At 67.0% G+C, this 18,641-nt stretch carries 16 protein-coding genes and 2 pseudogenes; 14 read left to right on the top strand and 4 right to left on the bottom strand.

Annotated elements, in window-relative coordinates; translation table 11 throughout:
* Window positions 1-20 precede the first annotated feature (20 nt).
* Both N4G47_RS08665 and N4G47_RS08660 read left to right on the top strand, forming a co-directional pair.
* Window positions 21-2,123 (top strand): PAS domain-containing sensor histidine kinase, encoded by a 2,103-nt coding sequence (locus tag N4G47_RS08665; protein WP_475286465.1) that lies wholly within the window; start codon window positions 21-23, stop codon window positions 2,121-2,123.
* A 4-nt stretch (window positions 2,124-2,127) separates the two neighbouring features.
* The gene (locus N4G47_RS08660) at window positions 2,128-3,900 is read left to right on the top strand and encodes an EAL domain-containing protein (RefSeq protein ID WP_107230478.1); all 1,773 of its coding nucleotides are present in this window, start codon (window positions 2,128-2,130) and stop codon (window positions 3,898-3,900) included.
* A 114-nt stretch (window positions 3,901-4,014) separates the two neighbouring features.
* On the opposite strand, the gene N4G47_RS08655 is transcribed toward N4G47_RS08660, so the two are convergent.
* The 4 genes from N4G47_RS08655 to flgA all read right to left on the bottom strand — a co-directional run bounded on the left by N4G47_RS08655 (window position 4,015) and on the right by flgA (window position 6,690).
* Window positions 4,015-5,187: an ATP-binding protein gene (locus N4G47_RS08655; protein ID WP_475286462.1), complete on the bottom strand. Its 1,173-nt coding sequence runs from the start codon at window positions 5,185-5,187 to the stop codon at window positions 4,015-4,017.
* A 130-nt stretch (window positions 5,188-5,317) separates the two neighbouring features.
* The gene (locus tag N4G47_RS08650) at window positions 5,318-5,656 is read right to left on the bottom strand and encodes a flagellar protein FlgN (RefSeq protein WP_107230476.1); all 339 of its coding nucleotides are present in this window, start codon (window positions 5,654-5,656) and stop codon (window positions 5,318-5,320) included.
* Window positions 5,653-5,958: a flagellar biosynthesis anti-sigma factor FlgM gene (gene flgM, locus N4G47_RS08645; RefSeq protein WP_057496328.1), complete on the bottom strand. Its 306-nt coding sequence runs from the start codon at window positions 5,956-5,958 to the stop codon at window positions 5,653-5,655. The genes N4G47_RS08650 and flgM overlap by 4 nt, the downstream gene beginning before the upstream one ends.
* Window positions 5,959-6,033: 75 nt before the next feature.
* Window positions 6,034-6,690 (bottom strand): flagellar basal body P-ring formation chaperone FlgA, encoded by a 657-nt coding sequence (gene flgA, locus N4G47_RS08640; protein WP_475286461.1) that lies wholly within the window; start codon window positions 6,688-6,690, stop codon window positions 6,034-6,036.
* A 178-nt stretch (window positions 6,691-6,868) separates the two neighbouring features.
* Here flgA and N4G47_RS08635 point away from each other — a divergent pair, with 178 nt between their 5' ends.
* The 12 genes and pseudogenes from N4G47_RS08635 (at window position 6,869) to flgL (ending at window position 18,535) form a co-directional block, all read left to right on the top strand.
* Window positions 6,869-7,813, top strand: coding sequence for a chemotaxis protein (locus N4G47_RS08635; protein ID WP_475286459.1), 945 nt, complete (start codon window positions 6,869-6,871; stop codon window positions 7,811-7,813).
* A 137-nt stretch (window positions 7,814-7,950) separates the two neighbouring features.
* Complete coding sequence (gene flgB, locus N4G47_RS08630) at window positions 7,951-8,346, top strand: flagellar basal body rod protein FlgB (RefSeq protein ID WP_107230473.1); 396 nt, start codon at window positions 7,951-7,953, stop codon at window positions 8,344-8,346.
* Window positions 8,347-8,349: 3 nt separating this feature from the next.
* Window positions 8,350-8,757 carry a flagellar basal body rod protein FlgC gene (gene flgC, locus N4G47_RS08625; protein ID WP_005416461.1) on the top strand — a complete coding sequence of 136 codons (408 nt, stop codon included), beginning with the start codon at window positions 8,350-8,352 and terminating at the stop codon, window positions 8,755-8,757.
* A 23-nt stretch (window positions 8,758-8,780) separates the two neighbouring features.
* On the top strand, window positions 8,781-9,464 hold the full coding sequence (locus N4G47_RS08620) for a flagellar hook assembly protein FlgD (RefSeq protein ID WP_014647064.1): 684 nt from the start codon (window positions 8,781-8,783) through the stop codon (window positions 9,462-9,464).
* A 32-nt stretch (window positions 9,465-9,496) separates the two neighbouring features.
* Window positions 9,497-10,720 (top strand): flagellar hook protein FlgE, encoded by a 1,224-nt coding sequence (gene flgE, locus N4G47_RS08615; RefSeq protein ID WP_107230472.1) that lies wholly within the window; start codon window positions 9,497-9,499, stop codon window positions 10,718-10,720.
* 32 nt (window positions 10,721-10,752) lie between these two features.
* Window positions 10,753-11,502: a flagellar basal body rod protein FlgF gene (locus N4G47_RS08610; protein WP_475286456.1), complete on the top strand. Its 750-nt coding sequence runs from the start codon at window positions 10,753-10,755 to the stop codon at window positions 11,500-11,502.
* A gap of 101 nt (window positions 11,503-11,603) precedes the next feature.
* Window positions 11,604-12,389, top strand: coding sequence for a flagellar basal-body rod protein FlgG (flgG, locus tag N4G47_RS08605; RefSeq protein WP_475286454.1), 786 nt, complete (start codon window positions 11,604-11,606; stop codon window positions 12,387-12,389).
* Window positions 12,390-12,411: 22 nt separating this feature from the next.
* On the top strand, window positions 12,412-13,104 hold the full coding sequence (flgH, locus tag N4G47_RS08600; RefSeq protein WP_107230471.1) for a flagellar basal body L-ring protein FlgH: 693 nt from the start codon (window positions 12,412-12,414) through the stop codon (window positions 13,102-13,104).
* An 8-nt stretch (window positions 13,105-13,112) separates the two neighbouring features.
* Window positions 13,113-14,248: pseudogene (locus N4G47_RS08595) on the top strand (flagellar basal body P-ring protein FlgI).
* Between the two features lies 1 nt (window position 14,249).
* Entirely contained in the window at window positions 14,250-15,449 is a 1,200-nt protein-coding gene (gene flgJ / locus N4G47_RS08590) for a flagellar assembly peptidoglycan hydrolase FlgJ (protein WP_475286451.1), read from the top strand.
* Window positions 15,450-15,457: 8 nt separating this feature from the next.
* Window positions 15,458-17,336 (top strand): annotated as a pseudogene (gene flgK, locus N4G47_RS08585) (flagellar hook-associated protein FlgK).
* Window positions 17,333-18,535 carry a flagellar hook-associated protein FlgL gene (gene flgL, locus N4G47_RS08580; RefSeq protein ID WP_475286449.1) on the top strand — a complete coding sequence of 401 codons (1,203 nt, stop codon included), beginning with the start codon at window positions 17,333-17,335 and terminating at the stop codon, window positions 18,533-18,535. Before flgK ends, flgL begins: the two are co-directional and overlap by 4 nt.
* Window positions 18,536-18,641: the final 106 nt, after the last annotated feature.

Here is an 18,641-nt window from a genome sequence, read left to right as displayed (position 1 = left end):
CCCCTTCTTCCGCCCTGTCCATGCCCGCAGAACCGACCGGCAACGCCCCTGTTCCCGACCCGCGGATGGCGCAGGCGTTGAGCCGCGACCGGCGGCGGGTGGTGCTGAGCTACCTGGTGATGGCGCTGGCCTGGATGATCTCCACCGACAGCGCGGTGCAGGCCTTCATCCCCGATCCGCAGCAGGCGGCATTGTGGCAGGGGCTGAAGGGTTCGTTCTTCGCGCTGGCCAGTGCGGGACTGCTGTACCTGCTGCTGCGCCCGCTGGCCGAGCACGTACTGCATACCCATGCCCGCCAGCAGGCCTCGGAGCTGCGTCTGCGGCAGATGTTCGAAGGCAACCCCGGCCCGATCCTGGTCTACGACCTGGACACGCTGGCCATCCTCGATGCCAACCCGGCCGCCTGCAGCGCCTTCGGCTGGGAGCGCGGGGAACTGCTGGAACAGACCATCGACGCGCTGTGGCCGCCGGGCCAGGACCAGGCCCTGCAGACCAAGCTGGAAGCCATCCGCGAGGCACCCGAGGAGCTGTGCATCCTGCGCACGCAGCTGCAGCTGCGCGACGGTTCACTGCGGCAGATGGAGCTGCGCTCCAACGCCATCGGCTTCGACGGCCACAACGCACGCCTGCTGATTGCCATCGACCGTACCGCCGAAGACCTGGCCCAGCTGCGTCGTGACCAGGCGCTGGCGCGCGTGGAAGAAGCCCATGAACTGGCCCGCATCGGCGCCTGGGAACTGGATCCGTCGACCGGCCTGGGGCGTTATTCCAACCAGGTCTACCGCCTGCTCGGTCGTCGCCCGCCCGAGGCCCGTCGCTGGCACCGGTTCGACGAGCTGCTGGTGCCGGCCGACCCGGCTACCGCCGCGCAGACCGAACAGCTGCTGGGCGAGCTGTGTTCGGGCGAGGCCGTGCAGGTGGACGTGCTGCTGCCCTTGCTGTCGATGGACGGGCGCGCACTGATGGTGCATCTGCGCGCCGCCAGCGGATTCGACGAGGCCGGGCGCAGCCGCGTGCTGGGCACCCTGCAGGATGTGACCGAGCGCGAACAGTCGCGGCGCCTGCTGCGTGAGCGCGAAGAGCAGTTCCGCGAGCTGGTGCGGGTGCTGCCCGACGGCGTGGTGATCCTCTCCGAAGAGCATGTGCTGTACGCCAATGCCTGGGCCGCCAGCCTGTTCGGTTATGGCAGCCACACCCTGCTGGGCGAACCGCTGTCGGCACTGGTGGCCGCCGGCGATCTGGCCCGGGTACGCAGCCAGCTGCGCGCCGGCCAGCTGCACCTGGGGCCGGGCCACAGCAGCGTGGTGGCCATGCAACGCGCCGACGGGCGCAGCTTCCACGCCGGGCTGGCCGTGGGTGAAGTGCGTTACGGCGGTCGCGACTGCAAGCTGCTGATCGTGCGCGACCTGAGCGATTCGGAGCGCACGCGCAGCGCACTGGAAACCAGCAACCGCGAGCTGCAGGCCATGGCCGGCCGCCTGTTCTCGTTGCAGGAGGACGAGCGCCGCGCGATCTCGCGTGACCTGCACGACGACATCGGCCAGGCGATCACCGCCATCAAGCTGTCGGCGCATGCCGCGCAGGATGAAGAAGATCCGCGCCGGCGCGCCGATGACCTGGCGCAGATCGTCAGCCTGGCCGACACCACCGTGGCCAAGCTGCGCGACATCTCGACCCTGTTGCGTCCACCGCAGCTGGATGCGCTGGGGCTGGAGGCCGCACTGAGCTGGCAGGCCCGCGTGCTGTTCCGCTCTTCGCCGGTGGAGCTGCTGGCCGAAATCGAGTCACTGCCGCATCGGCCGGACACCAGCATTGAACAGGCCTGCTTCCGCATCGCCCAGGAAAGCCTGACCAACGTGCTGCGCCACGCGCGTGCCAGCCAGGTGCAGCTGCAGCTGCGCGACGTCGGCCAGCGCGGCCTGCACCTGCAGATCCGCGACGACGGCGAAGGCTTCGATCCGGACGGTCCACGCGGGCTGGGCCTGATCGTGATGCGCGAGCGCGCACAGAGCGTGGGAGGCCACGTGCGGATCGAATCGGCGCACGGCGAAGGCACCCTGGTCGATGTTCATCTCCCCTACCAGGCGGCCGGCATGGCCGCTGTCGAGTCACCGGAATACTGAGCCTATGTGGAATCCCAACCTGCCCCCGGTCAGCATCGATGATGCACCCGATCGCCTTGGCGCCGGCAACCCCGAGCTGCAGGCGATGGTCGCCGAGGCCGCCTCCGGGGGCACGGCGCTGATGCTGATGCACGTGGACATCGACCACTTCGCCTCGGTCAACGAGAACATGAGTGCCGAAGTGGGCGACCAGGCGCTGGTGCTGGTGGCACAGCGGCTGCAGTCCTATCTGCGCGGGCGCGGCAAGCTGTGGCGGCATGGCAGCGACGAGTTCCTGCTGGCCGTACCGCGCACCGACGATGTGCCGCTGCCGGAGGATTTCGCCGAAGAGATCCGTCAGCAGATGGAACTGCCGCTGTCGGTGCTGCCGTACACGCTGTTCATGACCGGCAAGCTCGGCGTGAGCCTGTGCCCGGAACACGCCAGCAGCACCTCGCGTCTGCTCGACCATGCCGAAGATGCGCTGTACCAGGCCGCCCGCGAAGGCGGCAACGCGGTGCGCATCCACGCAGTGGATACCCCGCCCAGTGCGCACAGCGAGAGCATCATCGCCCGCCAGATCGTCGATGCCATTCCCAACGGTGAGCTGAAGCTGCGCTATCAGCCGCTGGTCAGCGCCCGCGACGGCCACGTAGTGGGCATGGAAGCGCTGCTGCGCTGGCAGTCGCCCACGCTGGGCATGCTGGTGCCGGAGCGCTTCATGCGCACCGCCGAGCGGCTGGGCATCATCGTGCAGATCGGCACCTGGGTGCTGGAGGGTGCGTTGAAGCAGGCGCGGCTGTGGCGTGACCAGGGTTTTGACGATTTCACCATCGCGGTCAACGTGTCTACCCTGCAGCTGCTGCGCCCCAATTTCTTTGCCGAGGTGATGGGCCTGATGCAGGCCGCCGGTGTGCCGGCACAGATGCTGACGCTGGAGATCAACGAGAGTGCGTTGACCAACAACGTCAATTTCGTGCATGAGACGCTGGCCAACCTGCGCAACGAAGGCATCAGCCTGAGCCTGGACAACTTCGGCACCGGCGACTCCAGCCTCAGCGCACTGGTGCGCTACCCGGTGGACAAGCTGAAGATCGACCGCAGCTTCATCAAGAGCGCCCCGGCCGGTAATCGCGAGGCGGCCATCGCCCGCGCGATCATCGCCATGGGCCACCAGCTGGGCATGACCGTCATTGCCAATGGCGTGGAATCGCAGGCGCAGCTGGGCTTCCTGCGCCGCAACGACTGCGACGTGTTCCAGGGCTATCTGTTCGGCGAGCCGATGTCGGCCGATGCCGCTGGCATGACCCTGCGCCGCCGTTACCTGCGCCCGGAGGCCTTCGCCGAAACCCGCCCGGACCGCACGCTGCTGCTGCTGGACGATGAAGAGAACGTACTGCGTTCGCTGGTGCGCCTGTTCCGCCGTGACGGCTACCGCATCCTGGCCGCTGGCAACGTGCGCGATGCCTTCGACCTGCTGGCGATCAACGACGTGCAGGTGATCCTGTCCGATCAGCGCATGAGCGACATGAGCGGCACCGAGTTCCTGGGCCGGGTGAAGATGCTGTACCCGGATACGATCCGCCTGGTGCTGTCCGGCTACACGGACCTGAACACGGTGACCGATGCGATCAACCGTGGTGCGATCTACCGCTTCCTGACCAAGCCCTGGAACGACGACGAACTGCGCAAGCACATCCACCAGGCGTTCCGCACCTACGAGGAGCAGCGCCGCAGCAATGCCGGACCGGCAGCGGCCGAGCCGGTGGATGGCGGTGAGGATCGACCGCTGCGGTGATGATCCGGCGCCGGATTCGACGTGGATGCCGGCCGGCGGCCGGCACCACCCAGGCCCGGTAGAGCCGGCCGCTGGCCGGCTGCTCTGGGGCGGCGGATTCGGCGAGGATGCCGGTCAGCGCGGCTGCTTCACCGGCAATACCACGCGGAAGCGCGAGCCGACGCCGGGCGTGCTGTCCAGGTCGATGCGGCCATGGTGCTTGTTGATGATGCTGTAGGAGATCGACAGGCCCAGACCGGTGCCGCTGCCAACGGGCTTGGTGGTGAAGAACGGATCGAAGATGCGTTGGCGCAGTTCCGGCGAGATGCCGCCGCCGGTGTCCTCGAATTCGACCCACACCTGGTCACCATCGGCACCGGTACGCACGGTGATCGTGCCGCGCTCGGCGATGGCGTGGCCCGCATTGAGCAACAGGTTCATGTAGACCTGGTTCAACTCGGACGGCAGGCACTCCACCAGCGGCAGCTGGCCGAATTCACGCACCAGGGTGACCTTGTACTTGAGCTCGTTCCAGATGATGTTGATGGTCGATTCCAGGCCTGCATGCAGGTCGACCAGCTTCCACGACTCGTCGCGGCCGGAATACGAGAAGTCCTTCAGGTCGCGCACGATGCGGGTCACCCGTTCGATGCCCTCGCGCGACTCGGCCATCAGCTGCGGCAGGTCGCGGCTGATGAAGTCGATGTCCAGGCGGTCACGGATATCGTCGATTTCCGGAATCAGCGCTTTCGGGTCCGGCGCGCGCAGTGCGCGCTCATAGGCCTCGATCACGGTGAACAGGCTGCGCAGGTACTCCTGCAGGCTGCCCAGGTTGGAGTGCACGTAGCCGATCGGATTGTTGATCTCGTGCGCGACACCGGCGGCGAGCTGGCCGATGGACGCCATCTTTTCCGACTGCAGCAGCTTTTCCTGGGTACCGTTCAGGCGCAGATAGGCCTGGCGCAGCTCGGCATGGCGCTGCTGCAGCTCGCGTTCGTAATCTTCCTGGCCTTCGATATGGCGGAACAGCGCCAGGAAATGCCCCTGGCCCACCGGGCCGTGGTGGTACAGATGGGCGATGACCACGCCCTCGCCCAGCGGCAGACTGCCATTCCACTGCCCCTGCTGGCGCGCATGTTCCAGTGCGTCCGGCGGCAGCAGTTCACGCAAGCGCTGTGGCGGCGGCAATGCCGTTCCTTCGGCACCGGCAAGCAGGGCCTGCGCGGCCGGGTTGGCCAGGGCCACCTGCCCATCCTCGGTGAACAGCAGCAGGCCTTCGCGCAGGCGCTCAAGCAGAGCCTGCAGCACCGGCTGCGGCGGAAGGGGGCAGTAACGAGGGCGTTGGCAGCGGACACGGCAACTCGGGGCGTTCGAACAGGCGCCCAATATACGCGGTCGTGCAGCGCGCTTCAGCCCGGCAAGGGGATCGGCCGTCGCCTCAGGCGACGGCGAGCGGGCGGCCCGCCATGATCGCGTGCGACTGGCCCTTGGCGTCGTAGGACGAGGCGTCCTCGGTACGGCCGAGCTGGCGCAGCGCCCAGTTGACCTCACGGCGGCGCCGCGAGAGCAGCACGCCGTTGGCGCGGTTGCGCTCGGCCAGTTCCTGCAGCTGCTCGCCCTGCCCGACCGGAGGCGCGCCTTCCAGCGCCCGCAGCGCTTCCAGCTTGGCCCCGGTGGCCCGGATCAGGGCATGCACGTCGTGCTCGACCAGGGCCTGGCGTTCAACGTCCAGGGCCTGGGCAAGGCGCTGCAGCGGCTCGCTCATCGCCGCCGTCATCCCTGCAGCTGCTGGTCCAGCTCAAGCATGCGCGATGCGATCGCGTCCGGATTGATCTTGTAGGTGCCGTTCTGCAGCGATTCGCGCACGGCCGCCACGCGCTGGGCGTCGATGGCCGGCGCGGTGCTCAGCTCACGCTCGATGGCCTGCAGATTGGTGGCCTCGCCGGTCAGGCGCAGGCTGTCGGCTGCCTCGACCGGGCGTGCCGGCGAATCGCTGCTGACGCCGGGCTTGCTGGCCGGGGTCGTCACGCTGCGCAGTGCCTGGGGGACCTGCAGGTTGCCGTCGATTTTCTGGCTCATGGGGTGTCCTGGAGTTGCCGTTCACAAGGGATAACGGCCGCAGGGCCGTGATCTTTAGGGATTTCTTGCACTGAATCAACGCGCCACGATTACGTCACCTGCGGCATCGACCGTGCCCTGCACGATCCGCCGCGAGGACAGGTTCTCCACCGAGACCCGTTCGTTCTCACCGGCATCGCCCATTGCGCGGCCGGCAATGCGGACCTCGACCGAGCCGCGACGCGACACCAGCGCGACATTGTCTCCTCGCTTGATGAGACGCTGCACCACCAGATCGTTGTTCGACAGCACAGCTCCGGCCTGCAATGGACGGCGGGCGATGCGGCCGATCGCCGCGTTGGGATCGGCCAGCACCGCACCGGCTATCCGGGCGGCGTCACGCTGGGCAGTGGTGATATCGGCGGCGGTGAGGGTTTCTCCAGTACCGATTCCGCGGTTGAGCACCAGTACGGTCTGGTTGCGCCGCACCTTCACCGGTACGAACAACCGCCAGCCACCCGCATCCGGGCAGCTGACCTCTACGGTGGTGTTGGCGGTGGGCTGCACCTGCAGCGCACCCCCGCACCTGGGCAGGCGCAGCGCATCGGCCACCTGCGCCTCGCCTTCGCTGCCGGCTGGCAGCGTCGACAAGGCCGCCGTGCGGATGCTGGCGACCGGTTGCCAGTCGGCAGCGGCCGCCCACGGCGAGGCCACGGCCAGCGCGATGGCAAATAGAGTTGTGACCCGGCGCATGGCGCCTCCTGTCGAGGGGATCTGGCCCAGGAGCGTGCAAGGGGTGTGCCAGAGGGGTTTGTGTAGAGTCGAGCTTGCTCGACTGGACGTAAATGCAGTCGAGCAAGCTCGACTCTACAAGAGCGGGGTCGAGCACAAAGCGCTCAAGTTCCGCCGCTGCGGCGCCGATACAGCAGCCATGTCCCATGACCTGCTCAACCGGATCGACCAGCGGACCCGACTGGCCGGTCACAATCGCCTGGCGCTGCTGCTGTTCCGTCTCGGCGGACGTCAGCTTTTTGGCGTCAACGTCTTCAAGGTGCAGGAAGTCCTGCGTCGCCCGGAACTGTTCCAGGTGCCGGGGCTGCCGAGCCAGTTTGCCGGCGTGGCCGACGTGCGCGGGCGCTCGGTGCCGGTGCTGGACCTGGGCCTGGCCATCGGCCACCCCGAACGTGAGCCCGACGCGGATACCGCCCCCGGCTACCTGGTCGTCACCGAATTCAACCGCTCGATCCAGGGCTTCCTGGTCAGCGGCGTGGAGCGCATCGTCAACATCGCGGTGGAGGACATCCACCCGCCGCCGGAGCTGGGCGCCGAATCGAGCTACCTGACCGCCGTGACCCGTTTCCAGGGCGAGCTGATCCAGGTGATCGACGTGGAAAGCGTGCTGGCCGACATTGCCCAGGTCCGCGGCGAAGCGGTACTGGACCCGGCGATGGCGATGCCGGCCGACGGCCCGCAGTTGCAGGTGCTGGTGGTGGACGACTCGCGCGTGGCCCGCCAGCAGATCCGCAGCGTGCTGGACCAGCTGGGCGTGGGTGCCACCCTGCTTTCCGACGGCAAGCAAGCGCTGGACCACCTGCTGCAGATCCACGCCTCCGGTGAAAACCCGGCCGAGCGCTATGCCATGGTCATCTCGGACATCGAGATGCCGGCCATGGACGGCTACACGCTGACGACGGAAATCCGGCGCCATCCGGGCCTGGCCGGCCTGTACGTGCTGCTGCACACCTCGCTGTCGGGCGTATTCAACAATGCGATGGTAGAGCGCGTCGGCGCCAACGCCTTCGTCGCCAAATACTCGCCTCACGAACTGGCTGATTTCGTGCTGGACCGCCTGCGCAAGGTGGCACTGGCAGCCTGAGATCACTGATCCGGTAGTGCCGGCCGCTGGCCGGCAACCGCAGATCTATCGGGGAGCCGGCCAGCGGCCGGCACTACCGTCTCGAATTTGGCACACCCCTTGCAGCTCCCCGGGCAACGTTCCCGTGGGAGTGCACCGTGCGCAACCTGATTACCGACTACCTGGGCGTCCACGCCCAGGCCATGCCGTTGCGCGAACAGCGGATGAAGCTGATCGCCAGCAACCTCGGCAATGCCGACACTCCCGGCTACAAGGCCCAGGACCTGGACTTCGATGCCGCCCTGCGCCACGCCCAGGGCCAGAATGCCAACGGCCTGATGACCACCACCAACGAACAGCACTACGAAATCAGTAGTGGCCTGAACCCGTTCCAGGTGGCCCGTGAAGGGGTGCAGCCCAGCCTCGACGGCAACACCGTCGACCCCGATGCCGAGCGTGCGGCCTATGGCCGTGCCGCCCTGGAGTACCGCGCCTCGCTCAGCTTCGTCGAGAGCAAGGTGCGTTCCATGCTGACCGCGATCACGGGGCAATAAGCCATGAGCAACCTGCCGATCTTCGATATCGCCGGCTCCGCACTGCAGGCGCAGTCGGTGCGCATGAGCACCATCGCCTCCAACCTCTCCAACGCCGACACCGTCGCCGGTTCCGCCGACGCCGTGTACAAGCCACTGGAGCCGATCTTCCAGGCCGTCACCAGCAAGAACGATCCGAACATCACTTCGGTGAAGGTCAAGGAGATCACCCAGAGCGAAGCAGCGCCGATCAAGCGCTACGAGCCGGGCCACCCGCTGGCCGATGCCGATGGCTACATCTACCAGCCCGACGTCGATCCGGTGGCGCAGATGGTCAACCTGATCTCGACCTCGCGCAATTACCAGGCCGGCGTGGAGATGCTGACCACCGCCAAGGAACTGGCCCTGGCCACCCTGACCATGGGCCGTTGAGGCCCGCAGTACCGGATACCGCCATGACCACCGCCGTCAACAACCAGACCAGCCAGGACGTCTACAGTGCCCTCGGCCTGAACGCCCCCAACAGCAACGCGACCAAGAAGAAGAACACGCTGGACCAGGCCGATTTCCTGCGCCTGATGACCGAGCAGCTGCAGCACCAGGATCCGCTCAAGCCGATGGACAATACGCAGATGGTTGCGCAGATGGCGCAGATGTCGACCGTGCAGGGCATCACCGATCTGAACAAGACGGTCAAGGGCTTCCAGGAGTCGATGGCCAGCGACCAGGTGCTGCGGGGTGCCGCGCTGGTCGGCCATCAGGTGCTGGTGCCCTCTGAAAAACTGGTGCTGGAGAAGGAAGGCAACGTGGAAGGCACGGTGGCCGCGCCGTCGGCCGGCATCATCACCGTGGACATCACCGACGCCAATGGCGCCAAGGTCACCTCGCTGAGCGTGGAAGCCAAGGCCGCCGGCGAGACCGCCTTCCAGTGGGACGGCAAGGATGCCAACGGCAAGCGCATGGAACCGGGCAAGTATTCCATCGTCGCCAACCACGTCGACACCGCCGGCAAGAGCACCAAGTTGTCCACCTATGTGCAGGCGCCGGTGGAAAGCGTGACCGTCGGTTCTGACGGCCTGTACCTGAACCTCAAGGGCCTGGGCACGGCCCCGATCGACTACGTGCTCCGCGTCAGCTGAGCCGCACATTCCGCATCAACCAGGAGCATCCCATGGGCTTCAATGTCTCGCTGTCCGGCATCAATGCCGCCAACACCGACCTGAGCGTCACCGCCAACAACGTCGCCAACGTCAACACCACCGGCTTCAAGCAGTCGCGTGCCGAGTTCGCCGACCTGTTCGCCTCCACCAGCTATGGCCTGTCGACCAACCAGACCGGCTCGGGCGTGCGCGTTTCCAACGTCGCCCAGCAGTTCATCCAGGGCCACAACGAACAGACCGGGCGCAGCCTGGACATGGCCATTTCCGGTGAGGGCTTCTTCACCATGAACATGAACGGCTCGCGCGTGTACTCGCGCGCCGGCAACTTCCAGACCGATTCGTCCGGCTATGTGGTCAACCCGCAGGGCGCACGCCTGCAGGTGTTCGCGCCGAATGCCGACGGCACCAATTTCGATGCCGGCCGCCTGGTCGACCTGCAGCTGCTGACCACCGACAGCCCGCCGAAGCAGACCAGCGAAGTGAAGGTCGGCTTCACCCTGCCGGCCAATGCCAAGCAGCCGACGGTCGCCACCTTCGATCCGACCGATTCCAACAGCTACAACCACTCCAGCGGCGGCATCACCGTGTATGACTCGCTGGGCGTGAGCCATATCCAGGTCTCCTACTTCGTCAAGGGCGCCAACCCGAACGAGTGGACCGTGCGCAATTACGTGGACGGCCAGCCGGCCGGCACCCCCACGGCGGTCACCTTCGACAACAGCGGCAAGCTGACCAGCCCGGCCAACGGCAAGGTCAGCCTGGGCACCTTCACCCCGACCACCGGTGCCGGCCAGCTGAACATGACGCTGGATATCGGCGGCTCGACCCAGTACGGCGAGAAGTTCGCGCTGCGCAACACGCAGCAGGACGGCTATGCCGCCGGCAAGCTCAACGAGATCACCGTGTCCGAATCGGGCGTGGTCTACGCCCGCTATTCCAACGGCGACGACAAGCCGCTGGGCCAGGTCGCGCTGACCACCTTCAACAACACCCAGGGCCTGGAATCGAAGGGCAACAATCTGTGGGTGGAGACCTTCGAATCGGGTACGCCGCGCACCGGCATGCCCGACACCTCCAACCTCGGCAAGATCCAGGCCGGCTCGCTGGAGGCGTCCACCGTGGATCTCACCGAGCAGCTGGTCAACATGATCACCGCGCAGCGCAACTTCCAGGCCAACGCGCAGATGATCACCACCCAGGACCAGATCACCCAGACGGTCATCAACATCCGTTGATGACCCGCTGACCCTGTCACGGAACTCCCCGCATGGATAAAGCCCTTTACGTGGCGATGACCGGTGCCCGCGCCTCCCTGCAGGCGCAGGGAACGCTCAGCCACAACCTCGCCAACTCGGACACCCCCGGCTTCAAGGAAGCGCTGGCCAACACCGAAGCCTTCCCGATCCGCGGCCCGGGCTTTGCCTCGCGGGTGGATGCGCTGCACGTCGACGCCGGCTTCAACCGCCGGCCCGGCGCGCAGCACATCACCGGCAAGCCGCTGGACCTGGCGCTGCAGAGCGGCAACTGGCTGGCGGTGCAGGCCAGCGACGGCAGCGAAGCGTATACGCGCGGCGCCGCCCTGTCGGTGACGCCGAACGGCCAGCTGGTGACCTCCGGTGGGCGCACGGTGCTGGATGACAACAACAACCCGATCGCCATTCCGCCCTACCAGGCGATGGAGATCGGCGCCGACGGCACGATCTCGATCATCCCGCAGGGCGAAGGCCCGCAGACGATGGCGCAGATCGGCCGGATCAAGGTGGTACAGGCCCCGGACGAGCGCCTTGAGCGCGGCCTGGATGGCCTGTTCCGCAACACCGACCCGCGCCAGCCGTTCGCGCCCGCCCAGGGTACGGCGGTGCACAGCGGCCAGCTGGAGGGCAGTAACGTTGATGCCGCCGGCGCGCTGGTGCAGATGATCCAGCTGCAACGCCAGTACGAAATGCAGGTGCAGGTGATCAAGCACGGCGATGACAACGCGCGCAGCGCCAACAGCCTGCTGCGCCTGGGCAGCTGACGGAATTCCGGCACCGGCAGGCACCGGCGCTGGCACACCGCTTGCACACCCCTACCAAGGGCCGCACCACGCGGCCGGCTTCACCAGACAGGACAGCGAAGATGAACCAGGCATTGTGGATCGCGAAAACCGGACTGGATGCGCAGCAGATGCGCATGTCGGTGGTTTCCAACAACCTCGCCAACACCAACACCACCGGCTTCAAGCAGGACCGTGCCAGCTTCGAGGACCTGCTGTACCAGCAGGTGCGCCAGCCCGGCGGTTCCTCTTCGGCACAGACGCAGCTGCCGACCGGCCTGCAGCTGGGCACCGGCGTGCGCGTGGTCGCCACCGCCAAGAACTTTGAACAGGGTGGCCAGCAGCAGACCGGCCGCGCACTGGACGTGATGGTCAACGGCCGTGGCTTCTTCGAAGTGCAGATGCCCGACGGCAGCTCGGCCTACACCCGCGACGGTTCGTTCAAGATCAACCAGGACAGCGAGCTGGTGACCAACAGCGGCTATCCGGTGCAGCCGGGCATCCAGATTCCCGAGGGTGCGCAGTCGGTGACCATCGGCAGCGACGGCACCATCAGCGTGAAGATGGCCGACAACGCCGCCTCGGTGGAAGTGGGTGCGTTGACCCTGACCGATTTCGTCAACCCAGCCGGCCTGCAGGCCCGTGGCGAGAACCTGTTCCTGGAAACCACCGCATCGGGTCCGGCGCAGAACGGCAACCCCGGCCTGAACGGCCTGGGCTCCGTGGTGCAGGGTGCGCTGGAAGGCAGCAACGTCAACGTGGTGGAAGAGCTGGTGTCGATGATCGAAACCCAGCGCGCCTACGAAATGAACGCCAAGGCGATCTCCACCACCGACTCGATGCTCGGCTACCTCAACAACAAGATCTGACCGGCACAACCGGGGAACCGCCATGTCGTCCATTTCCAACTTCGCCCGCACTGCCCTGGCCTGCGCCGTGGTCGCCCTGCTCGGTGGCTGCGTGATCGCCGGCGACGTGCGTCCCTACGCGGCGATGGCACCGATCCAGCCGATCATGCCGCCGCAGGCCGCGCCAACTGCCGGTGCGATCTATGCCGCCGGCCCGACCCTGCAGCTGTACTCGGACCGCCGCGCGCGCGACGTCGGCGACCTGCTGACCATCACGCTGCTGGAAAACACCACTGCGCAGACCAGCGCCAACACCGCCACCAACAAGGAATCCAACCTGAGCCTGGGCAGCCCGAGCATCTTCGGTGCGCCGGTCACCCTGGGCGGCAAGGACATCCTCAGCGCGAGTGCGGAAGGCAAGCGTGATTTCAGTGGCAAGGGCAACAGCGCGCAGAGCAACCGCCTGCAGGGCAATGTCACGGTCACGGTGATCCAGCGCCTGCCCAACGGCAACCTGGTGGTACAGGGGCAGAAGAACCTGCGGCTGAACCAGGGCGACGAACTGGTGCAGGTACAGGGCATCGTGCGCCCGGGCGATATCAGCCAGGACAACACCATTCCCTCCAGCCGCGTGGCCGAAGCGCGCATCGTCTACGGCGGTCGCGGCCCGGTTGCGCAGTCCAACGCGATGGGCTGGCTGAGCCGCTTCTTCAACTCCGGCCTGACGCCGTTCTGAGTATGGCCATGAAACTCTTCTCCGCTTCTTCCTGGCAGCGACGCGTGGCGTCGCTCTACGGATCAGTTTTCCTGGTGATGGCGATGGTCGCCCCGCCAGCGCCGAGCGCATCAAGGACCTGGCCCAGGTCGGTGGCGTGCGCGGCAACGCGCTGGTGGGCTACGGCCTGGTGGTCGGCCTGGATGGCAGCGGTGATCGCACCAGCCAGGCGCCCTTCACGGTACAGAGCCTGAAGAACCTGCTCGGCGAGCTGGGCGTGAACGTGCCAGCGAACGTCAACCCGCAGCTGAAGAACGTAGCGGCCGTGGCGATCCACGCCGAACTGCCGCCGTTCGCCAAGCCGGGCCAGCCGATCGACATCACCGTCTCTTCGATCGGCAACGCGGTGTCGCTTCGTGGCGGCTCGCTGCTGATGGCGCCGCTGCGCGGTGCCGACGGCCAGATCTATGCCATCGCGCAGGGCAACCTGATCGTCGGCGGCTTCGGTGCCCAGGGCAAGGACGGTTCGCGGGTCTCGGTGAACGTGCCCAGCGTCGGCCGCATTCCCAATGGCGCCACCGTTGAACGCGCCCTGCCCGACCCGCTGGCCAATGGCGGCGACATCACCCTGAACCTGCACAACAACGATTTCACCACCGTCTCGCGGATGGTCGCTGCGCTCAACAACGCGTTCGGCGAAGGCGCGGCGCGCGCGGTCGATGGCGTAACCGTGGCGGTGACCGCACCGACCGACCCGGGCGCGCGCATCGGCCTGCTGGCCCGCATCGAGAACCTGGAACTGACCCCGGGCAGCGCTCCGGCCAAGGTGGTGGTCAATTCGCGTACCGGCACCGTGGTCATCGGCCAGCAGGTGCGGGTCGGCCCGGCGGCGATCTCGCACGGCTCGCTGACCGTCACGATCCAGGAAAACACCAACGTCAGCCAGCCCAACGCCCTGTCCGGTGGCCGCACCGTGGCCAGCCCGCAGTCCACCATCACCGCCACCAACGATGGCAGCCGCATGTTCAAGTTCAGCGGCGGCACCACGCTGGACGAGATCGTGCACGCGGTGAATGCGGTGGGCGCGGCGCCGGGCGACCTGATTGCGATCCTGGAAGCCCTGAAGCAGGCCGGCGCATTGAGTGCCGAGCTTGAGGTGATCTGACATGCGCATCACTCCCGCATTCGATCTGAATCCCGCACAGCAGAACGACCCGGCCAAGATCGACAAGGTCGCGCGCCAGCTGGAAGGCCAGTTCGCGCAGATGCTGGTCAAGAGCATGCGTGATGCCAGCTTCGGCGACTCGCTGTTTCCCGGCGAGAACAAGATGTTCCGCGACATGTACGACCAGAAGATTGCCGAGGCAATGACCCGCGGCAAGGGCCTGGGGCTGTCGGGGATGATTGCCCGCCAGCTGTCCGGCCAGGCAGCCGAAGGCCCGGCACTGGATACCCGCGTGGACCCGGCCAAGGCCAGCCGTGCCTACCAGCTCAACGCACCGGCGCGCCCGGCACCGGCACTGCCGCTGGAAGACGGCAGCCAGGCCGTGCGCCTGCTGCAGCAGATGGCCGCCGGCGCACAGGACGGCGCACAGGCCGCGCTGGCCCCGATGGCGCAGGCCCTGGACCTCATCGCCGGCCGCGAGAGCAGCAGCATGCATCGCTCGCTGGGCACCGAGGATCCGTACATCGGTGGCCTGCAGGGTGAGGACTGGGCTGCCAACAACGACCAGTGGGCGGCCACCGCCAGCAATCGCGGTACCGCGGTCAGTCCTGCCGATGCGATGGCCACCCGTACCGCTGTCGCCCAGCTGGGTGCGCATACGCCGGAAGGCTTCGTGGCCAGCATCTGGCAGCACGCGCAGAGCGCGGCCAAGGAGCTGGGCGTGGACGCCCGCGCACTGGTCGCCCAGGCCGCGCTGGAAACCGGCTGGGGCAAGCGCCAGATCAAGCACGCCGACGGCAGCACCTCGCACAACCTGTTCGGCATCAAGGCCACCGGCTGGAACGGCCAGCGCGCCGTGGCCGGCACCCATGAGTACGTCGATGGCGTGCGCCGCAACGAGACCGCCAGCTTCCGCGCCTACAGCTCGCCGGCCGAAAGCTTCGCCGACTACGTGCGCCTGCTGAAGACCAGCCCGCGCTACCAGCAGGCTCTGCAGGCCGGCACCGACGTGCAGGGCTTCGCCCGTGGCCTGCAGCGCGCCGGCTATGCCACCGACCCGCGCTACGCCGCCAAGATCGCCGCCATTGCCGGCGGCCCGACCATCGAGCGTGCCGTGGCCGCCGTGGCCGATGCCGGCTCGCGCCTTGGCCAGACCTTCGCCAGCACCGCAACCGCGGCGCTGGGTATCACCCGTCGTTGAGGAACCCCATGTCCAGCGTACTTTCCACCGGTACTGGTGCCCTGCTCGCCTTCCAGCGTGCGTTGGCGACCACCAGCCACAATGTGGCCAACCTCAATACCCCGGCTACAGCCGGCAGAAGGTCGACTTCGCCACCGCCGATCCGCAGAACTACGGCTACGGCACGGTCGGCAACGGCACCCGCATCACCGACATCCGACGCACGGCCGACCAGCTGGCGATTTCGCGCCTGCTCGACAGCAGTGGCGAACTGGCGCGCCTGAAGCAGCTTTCAGGCATGGCTGACCGGGTCAATGCGCTGTTCTCCGATGCGGCCACCAATGTCTCGGGCGTCTGGTCGAACTTCTTCGACTCGGTCAGCGGCCTGTCCTCCAACGCCGCCGGCACCGCCGACCGCCAGAACATGCTCGATGGCGGCAAGACCCTGGCCAACCGATTCGTGCAGCTCAACACGCAGCTGAACAACCTCAACAGTGAAGTCAACAACGGCCTGCTGGCCGGTGCCACCGAGGTCAACCGGCTGGCGCAGGAAATCGCGCAGATCAACGGGGCGATCGGCACCAACCTGGCCACCGCCGCCCCGGATCTGCTCGACCGTCGTGACCAGCTCATCACCCAGCTGATCGGTTATACCGGCGGCACCGCGGTCATCCAGGACGGCGGCATCATGAATGTCTACACCGCCGGCGGCAACGCGCTGGTGGTGGGCACCACGGCCACCAAGGTCACCACCGTGGCCGACCCTTACCAGCCCGAGCGCCTGCAGCTGGCGCTGGAAACCCAGGGCAACACCATCCGCCTGGACCCCAAGGCCGTGGGCGGCCAGATCGGTGGCCTGCTGGAATTCCGCGATACGGTGCTGACCCCGGCCCAGGCCGAACTGGGCAAGCTGGCGGTGGGCCTGGCCGAGAGCTTCAACCAGGCCCATCACCAGGGCGTTGACCTGTACGGCCAGCTCGGTGGCGACTTCTTCAACATCGGCAACCCGCGCGTCACCGGCAACACCAGCAACACCGGCACCGCCAGTCTCAGCGCCACCTATGGCGACCTGGGCAAGCTCGACGCGCAGAACGTGGTGCTGCAGTTCGACGGCAGCAACTGGAAGGCCAGCCGCGCCGATACCGGCGCCAGCATTCCGCTGACCGGCACCGGCACCGCCGCCGACCCGCTGGTGATCAACGGTGTGCAGCTGGTGGTCGGTGGTACGCCGGCCGCCAACGATCGCTTCCTGCTGCAGCCCACCGCCGGCGTCGCCGGCAGCCTGGAAGTGGCGATCACCGATCCTTCGCGGATCGCCGCCGCCGCTGCGGTGAAGGGTGCGGCCGCCACCGCCAACACCGGCACAGGCAAGCTGAGCGGTGTCACCGTGACCGACGCCAGCAATGCCAACCTGCGCAATCCGGCGGCGATCGTGTTCACCTCGGCCACCACCTACACCATCGACGGCGGCCCCCGCAGACCTACACCCCCGGCCAGACCATCAGCGCCAACGGCTGGAGCTTCGTGCTCGACGGTGCGCCCAAGGTCGGTGACACCTTCAACATCACCCCGACCCCGGCCGGCTCGTCCGACAACAGCAATGCATCCCGGCTGGCCAAGGTGGAGAGCGCCAAGGCCTTCAACAGCGGCACGGTCACTCTCAACGGTGCACTGGGCGGGCTGACCACGCAGGTCGGCGCGGCTGCGCGCTCGGCCGAGTATTCGCTGGACGCGCAGCTGGTGATCAATGACAAGGCGCAGGCCGCACGCGATGAAGTGTCCGGCGTCAACCTGGACGAGGAAGCCGCCGACATGCTTCGCCTGCAGCAGGCCTACCAGGCTGCGTCGCAGCTGATCTCGACCGCCGACAGCATGTTCCAGACCATCTTGGGAGCCGTGCGCCGATGAGCACCCGTATCTCCACCGGAATGATGTACAACCAGTCGGTGTCGCTGATGATGGCCAAGCAGGCCAAGCTCAGCCACCTGGAGCAGCAGATCGCCACCGGCAGCAAGATCGTCAGCGCCAAGGACGATCCGGTCGGCGCCGGCGCGGCTGTCGGGCTTGATCGCAGCCTGGCGGCGCTGGAGCGCATGAAGCTCAACGCCGGCAACGTGCAGAACCGCCTGGGCGTGCAGGAAAACACCCTGGCCCAGGTCAATGACCTGATGGCCCGCGTCAACGATCTGACCATCCAGGCCAGCAACCCGGCGCTGAGCGCGGCCGACAAGAAAACGCTGATCACCGAGATGAACCAGATCCGCGACGGCCTGCTGTCGCTGGCCAACGCCGACGATGGCACCGGCCGCTACGTGTTCGGCGGCACCAATGACGGCGATCCGCCCTTTGCCAAGATCAACGGCAAGGTGGTCTACCGTGGCGACCAGACCCAGCGCCAGATCGAAGTCGGCCCGGATACCTACGTGCGCGATGCGCTGCCCGGCAGCGAGATCTTCATGCGCATTCCCACCGGCGATGGGTTCGTCGACGGCAATGCCGCGGCCGGCAACACCGGCAATGGCGTGCTGACCAACATCACCCGCGATGGCAGTGACAGCTGGAACGGGCAGTCGTTCAGCATCCGCTTCACCGCCGCCGACCAGTACCAGGTGCTGGACGGTGCCGGCAACGTGACCGGCACCGGCTCCTACAAGGCCGGCGACAACATCGAAGTGAACGGCGTACGCCTGCAGCTCGCCGGCGCGCCGGCGGCCGGCGACAGCTTCAACGTCAAGCCGGCCACCAGCCGCGACATCTTCGACACCATGGACAAGCTGATTGCCGCGCTGGATGCCGACACCGGCACCACCGCCAAGATGTCCGCGCAGCAGAACGAGTTGCAGAGCGCGTTGCGCGATGTCGCGCGTGCGTCGGAACGGATGATCGATTCGCGTGCCGCCGGTGGCGCACAGCTGAAGGCGCTGGACAACGCGGCCGACATGCGCGAGGCCAACAGCGTGACCCTGAAGACCACGCTGTCGCAGATGCGCGACCTGGACTACGCCGATGCATTGAGCCAGTACCAGCTGCAGAGCACCGCGCTGCAGGCGGCACAGACGATCTTCTCGCAGATGCAGTCGATGTCGTTGTTCAACAAGATCCGCTGACGCTTCGCAAGCGTCACCCTCTGAAGGCCGCGATGCCCTGCATCGCGGCCTTTTTCGTTCCTGCGTGCCCGTTCCGTCGCGCTCGCCGGGCGTGGCCAGGCGCTAC

The sequence above is a fragment of the Stenotrophomonas sp. GSD10 genome (assembly GCF_056172695.1).
Note: the sequence above shows the minus strand (reverse complement) of the source record. Positions and strands in the feature narration are given on the sequence as shown.